This window comes from Micromonospora echinospora, from assembly GCF_900091495.1.
Lineage (GTDB): Bacteria > Actinomycetota > Actinomycetes > Mycobacteriales > Micromonosporaceae > Micromonospora > Micromonospora echinospora.
Genome location: NZ_LT607413.1, coordinates 2,666,524 through 2,680,158, shown reverse-complemented (window position 1 = coordinate 2,680,158; position 13,635 = coordinate 2,666,524). Strand labels below are relative to the sequence as shown.

Here is a 13,635-nt window from a genome sequence, read left to right as displayed (position 1 = left end):
AATCAGGCCAGTTCGGCGCGACAGACACGCCAGCCATCGAGGTCCCGCAACTCGAAACGCCACCCGTCAGTGAGGCTCTGTTGAAGACCATCGACGGAGGCACTCCTCCTAACCACCGCTGCCACGACTGCGTCCGAGGATCCTGCCTTGGAGACAGTCACCTTCTCGATATTGATCGAGAAGGTGACTTCGAGTTCTCGCTCACGAGTCACGATCTCATCGCGGAACCGTTTGATCGCGCCTAGACCCGTGGAATCTTGGCAGGTGTGAGCCTCGGCTCGCGCGTCATTACGGTCAATCAGAAAGGCCTGCAGGTAGTTCACCACGGTGACTTCTGGCGACGTTCGATCGGGGGCGCTGGCGCGGCTGTAGAGGATGTAGACGGTTACGGCTCCGCTGAGGCAGAGCACGGTGAGCACGACGCCCGCCACCGTCAGAACCGTCCGCAGCCGGCGACGCGGCGGCACTGGGACCGGCTGGACGGGAGGTGGTGCCAGGTCCTCCTGCGGGGTCCGCTGTGCCGGTACGCGGGACACCTGGGAACCGGCGGGGGGCTGCACTGATTCCACCCCCTGAGGTTATCGGCTGGACGCCTGGTACCCAATGCCCCGGAAGCCGCCGATCTTCACCTGGGTCGTCCCGCTTGGCCGGATCAGCACGGTTCGCGATCTCCCTGCGCGCACCGCCGTCGCACCTCCCGGACGGCCGCCCCGACCTGGGATACCGTCTCTGCTCGGGGAGGTTCTTCCGGCCTCGGAAAGAGAGGTGGAGGGGTGGCCGACATCAAGGGGTCCACCGGCCGTGCCGCCGCCCTGCACCGCCGTGCCGCCGCCACCGCGACCGCCGCCGCCACCGTTCTCGACGACACCCGGCCGATTCCCGCCGATCAGCGTCGACAGTACGAGCTGACCGACCGGCTCCGCCGGGCGGCCGAGACGTTGGCGCCGGGCTGGGCGGGCGACGCACTGGAGTCGCTCACCCCGGACGTGCCATCCGGTGACGAGGTACCCGCCTTCGTCCGGGTCGGTACCGCCGGCCCATTGGACGACGCGCGCTTCCCGGCTCTGGTGCCCCTGCCCGGCACCGGCCATCTGGTCATCGACACCGACGTCCGGGACCAACGGGTCGCGGGTCTCCTCCGTGCCGTACTGCTCCGGCTGCTGGCTGCCTCGCCCGCCGGGTCCCTGCTGGTACGCGCGGTGGACGGCAGCGCCGGCACGTTGCGCCACGTGTCGGCTGCGGCACCCGTCCCCGTGGCCTCGGGTGTGTCCGCCCCCGGGGTGGCTGACGTGACGTCCGACCCGTCCGTCGAGGGACGGGCCGGCGGTCCGCCTTGTGACGCGAGGAGCAGACCGGCAGCCGACGTACCCACCGCCGGCCAGGGCGTCCCGGCCTCGGGGAAGACCACTGGCGGCAGCGGACGGGCGTCGACGGGGCCCTCGGACGGCAGCGGACGGGCGCCCGCCGAGCCGGCCGGCGATCCTGCCGGAGGACCGACTGGATCCGGTGCCCGGGTGTCCCCGGCGAGCTCCGGTGGAGCCGGACCGGTCGCGGAGCGGACCAGCGGGACCTTCGCCGGGTTCGCGCCGCTCGCCGACGCCGGTCTGCTGCCCCCGCCCGCCACCGATTCCGCCGGCCTGCGGGCGGTGCTCAGCGAGGCCGAGCAGTGGGTGGCCTCCGGTACCGCCCGTCAACGCCGACACGACCGCACCATGCTGCTGGTGATCGCCGCGCTGCCTGTGGGGGTCGAGCCGAATGACCTGGCACGGATCGAGGCTCTGGCCAGGTGCGGTCACCAGGCCGGCCTGCACCTGGTCGTCGCCGGCTGGCCGCCGTCGGCAGCCGGCCATCCCCCACCGGCAGACGCCACCGACACCACCCGGGACGGTACGCCACGATCCCACGCGACCGACCCGAATTCCGTTTCACGGGACACGGTCCGGACCGGCGCACCGGCGCTGCCGTACGCGACGGAGATCGCGATCCGGAACGCGTACGCGCTGCTGGGCGACCCGCCCGGCACCTCGTTCGCCGGTCCCGGCGCGGAACCGCCGACGGGTCTGAACGCCCCGGTCCTCGTCGAGGAGGATCCGCCGGTCGAGTTGGTCGAGGCGGTCTGCCGCCGGCTGGCTCGCCGGGTGGCCGCCGGTGCCCAGCTCACGCTCGCCACCCTGCTGCCGCCCGCCGACGCGCCCCGCTGGGAGGCGAGTTCCGCGACCGGCCTCGCCACGGTGGTGGGGGACGCGGACGGGCGGGCGGTGACCCTCGGCCTCACCGAACTGACCCCGCACTGGTTGATCAGCGGACGGCCGGGCAGCGGACGGGCGGACTTCCTGACCAACGTGCTGTTCGGCCTGGCTGCCCGGTACGGACCGGACGAGATGCTCCTGCATCTGGTAGACCTGGCCGACAGCGAGTCGTTCACCGAGTTCCTCCAGACGCGGCGGGACCGGTCGTGGGTGCCGCAGGTCGCGACGGCCGCGCTCGCGGCCGACCGGGAGTACGTGCAGGCACTCTTCGGTCACCTGGAGACGGAGCTGCGGCGCCGCGAGGAGGCGGGACACCGCGCCGGTGGACAACGTTTCGTCGAACTGCGCCAGCACCGACCCCTGCCTCGGATCGTCTGCGTGATCGACAACGTGTCCTTACTGTTCCGGGACGGCCGTCCCGGACACCGGCCGGGGCAACGTGACCGGCTCGGCGCCGACCTCGCCGGCCGGTTGGAGACCCTGGCCCGCGCCGGTCGGGCGTACGGGATCCATCTGGTCCTGGCCGGGGAGGGTGACCTCGGTCTCGGTGCCGGGGCCGCCTCCCGGGACTCGGTGCTCGGCCAGTTCCCGGTACGGGTGGCGTTGCCGGGCGGCGGCGCGGTGCTGGAGCCGACCAACGACGCCGCCGCCGGCCTGGCGGTGGGCAGCGCGGTGGTCAACACCGCCGGCGGGCTCGGTGGTCCGCGCGGCGCCACCCGGGGGCACGAGCGGATGGTGCGTTTCCCGGATCCTCTCGACGATCCGGCCGCGCTCGCCGCGCTGCGGCGCGACCTCTGGGCGGCCCGTCCCGCCGGGTCGTCGCCGCCCGTGGTCTTCGCCGGGTACGCCCGGCCGGTGCTGGGTAACGACCCGTGCTACCGGGCCGCCGTGGGCGGCCGGACCCGGACCCCGGCCGCACTGCTCGGTCGGGCGGTGGACGTGTCCCGGACGACGGTGTCGGTGCCGCTCGTTCCGGCGGCCGGCCGGAACCTGGTGGTGCTCGGCACCGGTCCGGAGTCCGCCTCGCTGCTGTCCAGCGCCGTGCGGAGCGTCGCCGCGCACCACAGGTCCGGCAGCGCCCGATTCGTCGTCGCGGCCCTGACCAGAAGCGCGGAGGATGCGGCCGCCGCTCTGGCCGCCGAGTTGGCCACCCGGCACACCGTCGAGACGGTCGACCTGTCCGGTCTGCTCGCCGTCCTGGACGACGACCGCCCCGGCTACCTGGTGCTGTTCGGGGCGGACGGCCCGGGCGGTGTGCCGGACGGACCGCTGCGTGCCCTGCTGCGGGACGGCCCGCCGGGCGGACGGCACGTGCTGGGCTGGTGGCGTTCGGCGTCGGCGTTCGGTGCACTGCTCGACCCGGAGGACGGGGTAGGCAAGGTGGCGTCGGTGCTGGTGATCGACGTGCCCGCCAGCCAGCTGACGCCGATCGTCGGCCGGTCGGTGCAGTGGTCGCCCCGGCCGGGACGGGCGCTGCTCTGGGAGGGCCCGGACGGGCCGGGCACGGTCCTGGTGCCGTTCGCCGCCGACGGGGACGGCGAGTCGGCATGACCAAGGACGGCGAGTCGGGATGACCGGGGGCGGGGAGACGACACGACCGGGGACGGCCAGGCGGGACGAGCGGAGTCGGGGAGGCGGGATGACCGGGGTCGGGAGCGCGCCGACGCAGCGGGCCGCACCGGAGGAGACGCCGTCCGATCCAGTCGCCGCCGCGTGGACCGAGTACCTCGCCGCCGCCCGGCAGCTCGACGGGGTTCGCCGTGGCGCGGCCACCGCCGCGGGCGCGCAGGCCCGGTCGGTCCAGGACGCCCGGGAGGAGTTGACCGCGGTACGGGCCCGCCTGGCGGCACAGCAGTCCCGTCTGCGTGAGCGGGGCGTACCGGCGATGGCGTTGGTGCCGTCTCCGCCGGAGGTGACGGCGGCGGCGCGGTCGATGGCGGCCGGTCCGGCGGCGGCGCTGACGGCGCTACGGGCCGCCGGGGAGTGCGCGGACGCGGCCGATGGTGTGCTCGACGCGCGCGGGTGGGCGACGGTGGCCGGCCTCTGGCGCGGGTCCCGGCCGGAGGGGTGGCCCGCCCGGCTGCGGAACCTCCTGGTCTACGGGCCGGTGGCGCTGGTGACGCCGGTGCTCCAGATCGTCCTCGTGCTGACTGGTTCCGGAGCCCGGACCGCGCTGGCGGCGGTGCTGGTCGGCCTGTTGCTGCCGGCGGTGGCGTTCACGGTGGGCATGGCCGGCGTGGGCCGGCTCTTCCGTCCGGGCCCGGCGGGACGGACGGACCGCACCCCACGTTTCGGGCTGCTGGTGTGCGGAGTCCCGGCGGCGCTGAGCACCGCCGGGACCCTGGTGGTCGTGCTGGCCGGCTGAGTCCTACCGCCGCCGTCGGGTCAGCGGGGGATGATCAGGGCCATCGCCTCGGCGCGGGACTTCGCGTCACGCTGGAGGGTGCCACGCACCGCCGAGGTGATCGTCTTGGCGCCGGACTTCTGGATGCCGCGCATGGCCATGCACATGTGCTCGCATTCAAGCACCACGATGACGCCGCGTGGGTTGAGCCGCTCCATCAGCAGGTCGGCGATCTGCGAGGTGAGCCGTTCCTGCACCTGCGGACGGCGGGCGAAGACCTCGACCAGCCGGGCCAGCTTCGACAGCCCGGTGATCCGGCCGTCCGGTCCGGGGATGTAGCCGATGTGCGCGCTGCCCCGGAAGGGAAGCAGGTGGTGCTCGCAGAGGCTCATCACGTCGATGTCCCGGACGAGCACCAACTCCTCGTGGTTGGCCTCGAAGGTGGTGGTCAACACCTGCTTCGGGTCGACCCGGAGGCCGGCGAAGAGTTCCGCGTACGCGCGGGCGACGCGGGCCGGGGTCTGGAGCAGCCCGTCGCGGTCGGGGTCCTCTCCGACCGCGATCAGGATCTCGCGTACCGCCCTCTCGATCCGGCCGAGGTCGACGGCGTTCTCCACCGGACGACCGGTGAGCTTGCCGTTGATCAGTCGGGCGGCGAGGTAGTCCAGGGCCTCGTCGCCGTCGGGTTCGGTCGACGAGGCGGCCAGCGCAGGAGTGTCCTGGCTGGCCGCCGGTTCGCGCGTGTTCAGTGGGTACCGTCCGAGCTGTTCGCTGTGCCACCGATGTTGTTCGAGGACGTGCCGAGGTTGTTCGAGGACGTGCCGAGGTTGTTCGAGGAGACACCGCCGCCGACCGCGGCGTGGACACCGTCCGCCTCGGCCTGCGCCTTCAGCGCCTCCTGCTCGGCGGGGGTGAGCACGGGAGGCTCGGTGGAGGGCTGCCGCTTGCCGAAGCCGTTGTACGGGGCCATCGGCGGACGCTTCACCACCCGGGCGCAGATCCGGGCCATGTCGGCGGTGGAGAGGGTCTCCTTCTCGATCAACTCGAGGACCAGGTTGTCCAGGACGTCCCGGTACTCGACCAGGATCTCCCAGGCCTCGTCGTGCGCCAGCTCGATCAGTGCCCGCATCTCACTGTCGATCTCGGCGGCCACCGCGTCCGAGTAGTCCCGCTCGTGGCCCATGTTGCGGCCGAGGAACGGCTCGTCACCACTGGTGCCGTACTTGATGGCGCCGAGCTTCGAGCTCATGCCGTACTGCGTGATCATCGCGCGGGCGAGCTGGGTGGCCTTCTCGATGTCGTTGCCGGCACCGGTGGTCGGCTCGTGGAAGACCAGTTCCTCGGCGGCCCGGCCGCCGAGCGCGTAGGCGAGCGTGTCGATCATCTCGGCCCGGGTCTGGGTGTACTTGTCCTCGGTGGGGAGCACCAGGGTGTGTCCCAGCGTCCGGGCACGGGACAGGATCGTCACCTTGTGCACCGGGGCGGCGTGCGGCAGCGCCCAGGCGACCAGCGCGTGCCCACCCTCGTGGTACGCGGTGATCTTCTTCTCCTGGTCGCCCATCACCCGCGTCCGCCGCTGCGGACCGGCGAGGACCCGGTCGATCGACTCCTCGAGCGAGTCGTTGGTGATCGCCCGCTGCTCCTTGCGCGCGGTGAGCAGGGCGGCCTCGTTGATGACGTTGGCCAGGTCGGCACCGCTGAAGCCGGGCGTCCGGCGGGCGACCGAGTCGAGGTCGACGTCGGGCGCGAACGGCTTGCCCTTGGCGTGCACCCGGAGGATCGCCTTGCGGCCCTCCATGTCGGGCGCGTCCACCGGGATCTGCCGGTCGAACCGGCCCGGACGCAGCAGCGCCGGGTCGAGGATGTCCGGCCGGTTGGTGGCGGCGATCAGGATGACGCCGCCCTTGGTGTCAAAGCCGTCCATCTCCACGAGGAGCTGGTTGAGCGTCTGCTCGCGCTCGTCGTGGCCGCCGCCCATGCCGGCACCCCGGTGTCGGCCGACCGCGTCGATCTCGTCGACGAAGACGATCGCCGGGGCGTTCGCCTTGGCCTGCTCGAAGAGGTCACGGACCCGGCTGGCGCCGACACCGACGAACATCTCGACGAAGTCGGAACCGGAGATCGAGTAGAACGGCACCCCGGCCTCGCCGGCGACCGCGCGGGCGAGCAGCGTCTTACCGGTACCGGGCGGACCGAAGAGGAGCACGCCCTTGGGGATCTTGGCACCGAGAGCCTGGTACTTCGCCGGGTTCTGCAGGAAGTCCTTGATCTCGTGCAGCTCCTCGACGGCCTCCTCGGCCCCGGCCACGTCCGCGAAGGTGGTCTTCGGAGTGTCCTTGGTGATCATCTTCGCCTTGGACTTGCCGAAGTTGAGCACCCGGGAGCCGCCACCCTGCATCTGCGACATGAAGAACAGCAGCAGGAGCACGAGCAGGGCGATGGGCAGCAGGTTCACCAGCAGCGTGACGAGGACGCTGTCCGACGACACCTCGGTGTCCGCCGGGCCGGTGATGCGGTTGGCCGCCTTGGCCGCGAGGACCTGCTCCCAGACCCGGTCGCCGACCTCGTACGGGAACTGCGCCTCGATCTTGTCGGTGGTGGTGTCACCGAACTTGGCCTTGTCCTTCAGGTCGATCTGGAGCGTCTGCTCCTTGTCCTGAAAGATGACCTTGTCGATCTGCGCGGTGTTGAGCCGGTCGAGCGCGACCGACGTGTCGACCTTGTGGTAGCTAGGTCCACCTGTAAACAGCTGACTGAGCAGAATCGCGCCGGCGATCACCAGGATGATCCAGACCACCGGGCGGCGGAAGAAACGCGTACGTTCCATACTGTTGTCGAGCGCCGAGGCGCCCGGACCCTCCTGATCGACGTCCTGACCGTCTGATGGCTGTTCGCCGCCGAGGCGGCGGCCGGGGCCGCCGCTCTTCGGGCTGGCCTCGACCCCGAAACGCGTAATCGCCGCGTCGCGGTCATTCGACGGTACACCGTGCGGACGACGAGCGAGCTCGCGAGGGCCGCAGTCGCGCATCGCCGGTATGACACGGCGTGACCGTCGGCTCCACCAGCCCCTCACCACCCACCCGGGTTCCGGGCGAGAGCCGGCGTGACGTCGGCGCCGCTCCCGGCCGCCGACCGGTGGTCGACGAGCCCGGTCGCGGGACTACTCCCACGTCACCGAACCACCACCGTAGTCCGGATACCTGAGAGCGCGCTGTACGTCCGCTCGATGTCGGCCGATACTACCTGCTCAGGGCATCGGCAGCAGCGCCCGGAGGGCGACCGGTCAGGACCGGGCGTACACCTGCGGCTTCAGCACGCCCACGTAGGGCAGTTCGCGGTAGCGCTCCCCGAAGTCGAGGCCGTAGCCGACGACGAACTCGGTCGGGATGTCGAAGCCGACGTACTTCACCGGGACCTCGACCTTGACCGCGTCGGGCTTGCGGAACAGGGCCACCACCTCGACGCTCGCGGCCGACCGCGACTCCAGGTAACGGAGCAGCCAGGAGAGCGTCAGCCCGGAGTCGACGATGTCCTCCACCACCACCACGTGCCGGCCGGCGATGTCGCGGTCGAGGTCCTTGAGGATCCGGACCACGCCGGACGAGGTGGTGCCCTGGCCGTACGAGGAGACGGCCATGAACTCCAGCTCGGCGGGGGGACCGTGCCGTCCGAGCGCCCGGGCGAAGTCGGCCATGAACATGACCGCGCCCTTGAGCACGCAGACCAGCAGCAGCCCGTCCTCGACGTCGGCGTAGTCCGCCGAGACCTGCTTGGCCAGCTCCGCGGTCTTCTCGCGGATCTGCGCCTCGGAAATGATCACGTGGTCGATGTCGGCGTCGTACCAGGAGCCGTCAGCCATGCCCCTTAGCCTGCCGTACGCCGCTCGGTCGCCGTCGGCGGGGCCGCCCTTTCCACGCGTCCCGGCCGACACCCCGGACCCGCTGGTCCGTCCGGCCGGACGGACCAGCGGCTCAGCAGGGCCGGGATCGCCAGCGTCGACCGTCCTCGGTCGGCTTCCAGTCGGCCGAGTCCCGGCTGTCCGCGGTGAGCCCGAGCACCGAGCCGGCCGCGAGGGCGAGGAGAAAGAGGAGGAACAGGAGGAATTCCATGGCGGCGCTCGCTTTCCGTGGGTGTCCGTCGTTCTCGCCGCCGGTGCGCACCGGACCGATCCAGTCTGCGACCGACCGGAGAAGCGGAACAGTGGCAGGATTGCCACCGAACCTCGATTTCCTGCCACCTGTGCCGTTACCCTGGTCACATGCTCCGTACCGTCGCCGTGGTCGCGCTGGACCGGGTCGCCCCGTTCGAGCTGGGCGTGCTCTGTGAGGTCTTCGGCACCGACCGGACGGCCGACGGGCTCCCCGGCTACCGGTTCACGGTGTGCGGCGTCGACGGGGCTCCGGTGCGTACCTCGTCGGGGTTCACCCTGCTCCCGTCGGCCGACCTGGCGCCGGTCGACGAGGCCGACCTGGTCGCGGTGCCGGCCCACGGCAGCGACGCCGAGGTCCCACCGGCGGTGCTGGCCGCGCTGCGTCGGGCCGCCGACCGGGGCGCGTACGTGTTCAGCGTCTGCTCCGGGGCCTTCGTGCTCGGCCAGGCCGGACTGCTCGACGGCCGCGACTGCACGACCCACTGGCGGTACGTCGACGACCTGCAGGAACGCCATCCACTGGCCCGCGTCCGGTGCAACGCGCTCTACGTCCAGGACGGTCCGCTGCTGACCAGCGCGGGCACCGCCGCCGGCATCGACGCCTGCCTGCACCTGGTCCGGCAGGAGCACGGCTCGGCGGTGGCCACCCGGCTCGCCCGCCGGATGGTCGTCCCGCCGCACCGCGACGGCGGGCAGGCGCAGTACGTCGAGGCGCCGATTCCCCGGGCACCGGAGGCGCCGACCCTGGAGCCGGTGCTCACGTGGCTGATGGGACACCTGGACCGACCGCTGACCGTGGAGGAACTGGCCGAACGCGCCGGCATGAGTCCCCGCACCTTCGCCCGGCGGTTCCGCGCCGAGACCGGCACCACCCCGCACGACTGGCTGACCAACCAGCGGGTGCTGCTGGCCCGACGGCTGCTGGAGGAGACCCGGCTGAGTGTGGAGGCGGTGGCCGGGCAGGCCGGGTTCGGCGACGCCGCCGCGCTGCGGCACCACTTCACCCGCCGGGTCGGGGCCACCCCGGCGGTCTACCGGGCGACCTTCCGGGAGCGGGTCCCCATCGCCTGAGAAGCGCTCACCAGCCCATCGCCGCGCCGTCCACCCGCGGCTCGGAGCCGACCACGTACCCTCCGTCGCCGTGTCGCCAGATCGCCTGTCCGTACCCGAAGACGCCCGGCTCCTCGGCGACGGCGATCTCGTGGCCGCGCCCGCGCAACGTCTCCACCGCCGCCCGGCCCTCGGCGGTCGCCGTCAGGTCCGGCTCGACCAGCACCGACCGGCCGGCGTGCCAGTACCATCGCGGCGCACCGAGGGCGGCCTGCGGGTCCAGGCCGCCGTCCAGGGTGGCCGAGACCAGCTGGACGTGCCCCTGTGGCTGCATGTGCCCGCCCATCACCCCGAACGGCCCCACCGGTGCGCCGTCCCGGGTCAGGAACCCGGGGATGATCGTGTGGAACGGCCGCCGCGACGGCCCGACCACGTTCGGGTGGGCCGGGTCGAGACGGAAACCGGTGCCCCGGTTCTGTAGCCCGAAGCCGTGGCCGGGCAGCACCACGTGCGACCCGAAGCCCAGGTAGGTGGACTGGATCAGGCTCACCATCATGCCGCCGGAGTCGGCCGCGCAGAGGTACACCGTGCCGCCCCGCTCCGGGTCACCGGCGGCGGGTGCGGCGGCCCGGTCGGTGACCAGGGCCCGTCGGGTCGCCGCGTACGCCGGGTCGAGCAGGGCCGCCGTCGGCACCGCCGCGTGCTCCGGATCGGCCACGTACGCGTGCGCGTCGGCGAAGCCGAGCTTCACCGCCTCGATCTGCCAGTGCAGCCGCTCGGCCGGCGGAAGCGCCGCGAGGTCCACCCCGTCGAGGATGTTCAGGACGAGCAGCGCGGCGATCCCCTGACCGTTCGGCGGCAACTCCCACACCTCGTGCCCCCGGTAGCGGGCGGACACCGGGTCCACCCACTCCGACCGGTGCGCGGCCAGGTCGTCGGCGGTGAGCAGGCCACCGGTACGGGCGGCGTACGCGGCCATCGCCTCGGCGATCCCGCCCCGGTAGAAGTCGGCCGCCCCGGTGGCGGCGATCCGGCGCAGGGTCCGGGCCGCGTCCGGGTTGCGCCACCGCTGCCCGGCCCGGGGTGCCCGCCCGTCGACCGTGAACACCCGGGGCCACTCGGCGAACTCCGGTCCGACCAGCCCCTCGTGCAGGGCGGCGGCCCGGGCCCAACCGGCCGCCACGCTGGTGGAGACCGGGTAGCCGTGCTCGGCGTACCCGACGGCGTCGGTGAAGAGGTCGGCGAACGGCAGCGAGCCGAACCGGTCGTGCAGGTCCCGCCAACCGGCGGGCGCGCCGGGCACGGTCACCGGCAGCCAGCCCCGGGCGGGCATCGCCGGGCCGCGCGCCTGGGCTCCGCCGAGGGCGGCCACCGGGTCGGCGCCCCGGCCGCCGGTCGCGGCGAGGACCACGTCCCGGGTCAGCGCCGCCGGGGAACGGCCGGAGGCGTTCAGGCCGTGCAGCCGTTCGCCGTCCCAGACGATGGCGAACAGGTCACCGCCGATGTCGTTGGAACCCGGCTGGACCACGGTGAGGGTGATCGCGGTGGCCAGCGCGGCGTCGACGGCGTTGCCGCCGCGCCGCAGCACCGCCAGCCCGGCCGCCGCGGCGAGCGGTTGGCTGGTCGCGACGGCGCCGTGCGGGGCGAAGAGGGGCGGTCGGGGGTGCGACATCCGCCATGTCTACCGCACTGCGGACCGGGCCAGGGGGCGTCAAAGGGGCACGAGGTGACCGTCGTGGCGGGTGACCCGCAGCGCGCCGGGCAGGTACACCGCGCCCTGTCCACGCCAGTCGGTGACCAGCGCGTCGAGCGCGGCGACGTGCCGGTGCGACAGCGCCGCCGCCGGGGCGCCCAGTTCGCGGGCCCAGGCGTGCAGCACCCGGGTGCGCAGCGCGGGCGCGAGCCCGGCCAGCACCGTCACGACCAGCCCACCGGGAACCGGCCGGTCCCCGGTCGCCCCGCCGTCGGTCGGCACCCGGGCCTCGGCCAGCGCGGCGGCGGCGAGGTCGTCGAGGGCGGCGGTGTCGGCGGCCACCAGTCGGGCCGTCCGGGCGAGGTTCTCCAGCACCGCCGGGCCCAGCGCCGCGACCAGCGCCGGCAGCACGTCGGCACGGACCCGGGCGCGGGCGTACGACGGGTCGACGTTGTGCGGGTCCTCCCACGGCGTGAACCCGAGCACCGCGCACGCCCGACGGGTCTGCTCCCGGGTGACGTCGAGGAACGGGCGCAGCAACGGCACCCCGGACAGGTCCCGGCGGGGCGGCATCCCGGCCAGGCCCCGTGGCCCGGAGCCCCGGGCCAGGGCGAGCAGCACCGTCTCCGCCTGGTCGTCCCGGGTGTGGCCGGTGAGCAGGGCGCTCGCGCCGTACCGCCGGCCGGCCTCGGCCAGCGCCTGGTAGCGGGCCTCGCGCGCGGCACCCTCCGGACCGCCGGGGCGGCCCGCGACACGTACCCGGACGGATTCCACCGGGGCGAACCCGGTCTCCTCCGCCCACCGGGCCACGGCGGCGGCCCGCTCGGCGGAGCCGGCCTGGAGGCCGTGGTCGACGGTGACCAGCCCGGCCGGGCGGCCCAGCCGGGGCGCGACGAAGGCGGTGGCCGCGGCGAGGGCGAGCGAGTCGGCGCCCCCCGAACAGGCCACCAGGACCGGACCGGCGGCCGGCAACCCGACCAGTGCCCGGCGGACGGCGACCCGGATCGCGGCTACCGCCGGTGCGAGCGCGGCCACGGCCCGGCGGTCAGCCGGCCGTCGGCAGCGGGCCGGCCGGACCGTGCACGCGGGCCACCCAGGCGTCCGGGTCGCCCAACTCCTCCAGCCGGGGCAGGGTCAACGGGGAGCTGAAGATCCGGTTGAAGCCGGCCATGCCGACCCGTTCCACCACGCCGTGCACGAACTTGCGCCCCTCGGCGTACTGGCGCATCTTGACCTCCACCCCGAGCAGCCGGCGGATCGCCTTCTCCAGCGGGTTGCCCGCCTCCCGGCGCCGGTTGAACCCGGCCCGGATCCGCTCCACGCTCGGGATGACCTCCGGGCCGACGCCGTCCATGACGAACTCGGCGTGCCCTTCGAGCAGGGTCATCAGCGCCGTCAACCGGTCGAGCACCGCACGCTGGCCCGGCGTCTGGACGATGTCCAACACGCTGGCCCGGCTCTCCGGGTCCTTGATCGCGTCGGAGAGGGTGGCGACCCCGCGCCGCAGCCGCTCCAGCAGGTGCTCGCCGCCCTGGGAGGCGTCGACGAAGGCCTGCACCTCACCGAGGAAGTAGGCCCGCATCCACGGCACGGCGGTGAACTGGGTCCGGTGGGTCACCTCGTGCAGGCAGACCCAGAGGCGGAAGTCGCGCGGGTCGGCCTGAAGCTTGCGCTCGACCTCCACGATGTTCGGGGCGACCAGGAGCAGTTGGCCCGGGTCGGCGGAGAAGACCTCGTACTGACCGAGCACCCGACCGGAGAGGTAGGCCAGCACGGTTCCGGCCTGCACCCCGGTGAGCCGGGAGCCGATCGCCTCGGTGAGCGCGCCCGGCTGTTTGTCGCCGGAGAGCCGGCTGACCAGCGGGGTGATCACCTCGCGCAGTCCGGCGATGTTGGTGGCCGCCCAGTCCCGGCGGTCCACCACCCGCACCGGCGGGTGCGCGACCTGCGCGCGCAGACCGGTGTACTCGGCCACGTGCTCGGCCGCCTCGTCGGTCAGCCGCCGCAGGTCGCCCACCACCTCGGTCGCCTCTGCGTACGAGACCCGGGGCCCCGACTTGCCCAGTGCCCCCGCGGTGGCGGCGGCCAGATCCCAGTCCACGAACTGCGCCATGCACCCCACCGTACCCGCGCCGGTACACCCCCACCC

The 13,635-nt window shown here is 73.4% G+C and carries 9 protein-coding genes and 2 pseudogenes; 3 read left to right on the top strand and 8 right to left on the bottom strand.

Translation table 11 applies throughout. The features are described from left to right. Positions 1-2: 2 nt before the first annotated feature. Positions 3-431, bottom strand: coding sequence for a hypothetical protein (locus GA0070618_RS12205; protein WP_231931715.1), 429 nt, complete (start codon positions 429-431; stop codon positions 3-5). Between the two features lie 342 nt (positions 432-773). Here GA0070618_RS12205 and GA0070618_RS12200 point away from each other — a divergent pair. Both GA0070618_RS12200 and GA0070618_RS12195 read left to right on the top strand, forming a co-directional pair. Continuing rightward, positions 774-3,770, top strand: a pseudogene (locus GA0070618_RS12200) (FtsK/SpoIIIE domain-containing protein); the annotation flags it as partial. A 118-nt stretch (positions 3,771-3,888) separates the two neighbouring features. Next, the gene (locus GA0070618_RS12195) at positions 3,889-4,614 is read left to right on the top strand and encodes a hypothetical protein (protein WP_088981740.1); all 726 of its coding nucleotides are present in this window, start codon (positions 3,889-3,891) and stop codon (positions 4,612-4,614) included. Positions 4,615-4,634: 20 nt separating this feature from the next. On the opposite strand, the gene folE is transcribed toward GA0070618_RS12195, so the two are convergent. The 4 genes and pseudogenes from folE to GA0070618_RS34005 form a co-directional block, all read right to left on the bottom strand. Then, entirely contained in the window at positions 4,635-5,300 is a 666-nt protein-coding gene (folE, locus tag GA0070618_RS12190; protein ID WP_088981739.1) for a GTP cyclohydrolase I FolE, read from the bottom strand. Positions 5,301-5,413: 113 nt separating this feature from the next. Continuing rightward, positions 5,414-7,420: pseudogene (ftsH, locus tag GA0070618_RS12185) on the bottom strand (ATP-dependent zinc metalloprotease FtsH); the annotation flags it as partial. Positions 7,421-7,876: 456 nt separating this feature from the next. Next, complete coding sequence (hpt, locus tag GA0070618_RS12180) at positions 7,877-8,452, bottom strand: hypoxanthine phosphoribosyltransferase (RefSeq protein ID WP_088981737.1); 576 nt, start codon at positions 8,450-8,452, stop codon at positions 7,877-7,879. Positions 8,453-8,564: 112 nt separating this feature from the next. Next, positions 8,565-8,702, bottom strand: a complete 138-nt coding sequence (locus GA0070618_RS34005) for a hypothetical protein (protein WP_170107860.1) — start codon at positions 8,700-8,702, stop codon at positions 8,565-8,567. 149 nt (positions 8,703-8,851) lie between these two features. Between GA0070618_RS34005 and GA0070618_RS12175 the strand changes: the two genes are divergently transcribed. Continuing rightward, entirely contained in the window at positions 8,852-9,814 is a 963-nt protein-coding gene (locus tag GA0070618_RS12175) for a GlxA family transcriptional regulator (RefSeq protein WP_088981736.1), read from the top strand. A gap of 7 nt (positions 9,815-9,821) precedes the next feature. Here GA0070618_RS12175 and GA0070618_RS12170 read toward each other — a convergent pair whose 3' ends face one another. From GA0070618_RS12170 to GA0070618_RS12160, 3 genes are read right to left on the bottom strand one after another with little or no spacing between them, the layout of a single operon-like run. After that, the gene (locus GA0070618_RS12170; protein WP_088981735.1) at positions 9,822-11,465 is read right to left on the bottom strand and encodes a gamma-glutamyltransferase family protein; all 1,644 of its coding nucleotides are present in this window, start codon (positions 11,463-11,465) and stop codon (positions 9,822-9,824) included. 39 nt (positions 11,466-11,504) lie between these two features. Further along, positions 11,505-12,521, bottom strand: a complete 1,017-nt coding sequence (tilS, locus tag GA0070618_RS12165) for a tRNA lysidine(34) synthetase TilS (RefSeq protein WP_088981734.1) — start codon at positions 12,519-12,521, stop codon at positions 11,505-11,507. A gap of 10 nt (positions 12,522-12,531) precedes the next feature. Further along, positions 12,532-13,599, bottom strand: a complete 1,068-nt coding sequence (locus GA0070618_RS12160) for a zinc-dependent metalloprotease (protein WP_088981733.1) — start codon at positions 13,597-13,599, stop codon at positions 12,532-12,534. Between the last annotated feature and the right edge of the window lie 36 nt (positions 13,600-13,635).

What these genes read in the sequence shown, in the direction of transcription:
- hpt (WP_088981737.1), bottom strand. Translation starts at nt 8,452, where the DNA reads ATGGCTGACGGCTCCTGGTACGACGCCGACATCGACCACGTGATCATT.
- GA0070618_RS12170 (WP_088981735.1), bottom strand. Translation starts at nt 11,465, where the DNA reads ATGTCGCACCCCCGACCGCCCCTCTTCGCCCCGCACGGCGCCGTCGCG.
- GA0070618_RS34005 (WP_170107860.1), bottom strand. Translation starts at nt 8,702, where the DNA reads ATGGAATTCCTCCTGTTCCTCCTCTTTCTCCTCGCCCTCGCGGCCGGC.
- GA0070618_RS12160 (WP_088981733.1), bottom strand. Translation starts at nt 13,599, where the DNA reads ATGGCGCAGTTCGTGGACTGGGATCTGGCCGCCGCCACCGCGGGGGCA.
- GA0070618_RS12175 (WP_088981736.1), top strand. Translation starts at nt 8,852, where the DNA reads ATGCTCCGTACCGTCGCCGTGGTCGCGCTGGACCGGGTCGCCCCGTTC.
- GA0070618_RS12195 (WP_088981740.1), top strand. Translation starts at nt 3,889, where the DNA reads ATGACCGGGGTCGGGAGCGCGCCGACGCAGCGGGCCGCACCGGAGGAG.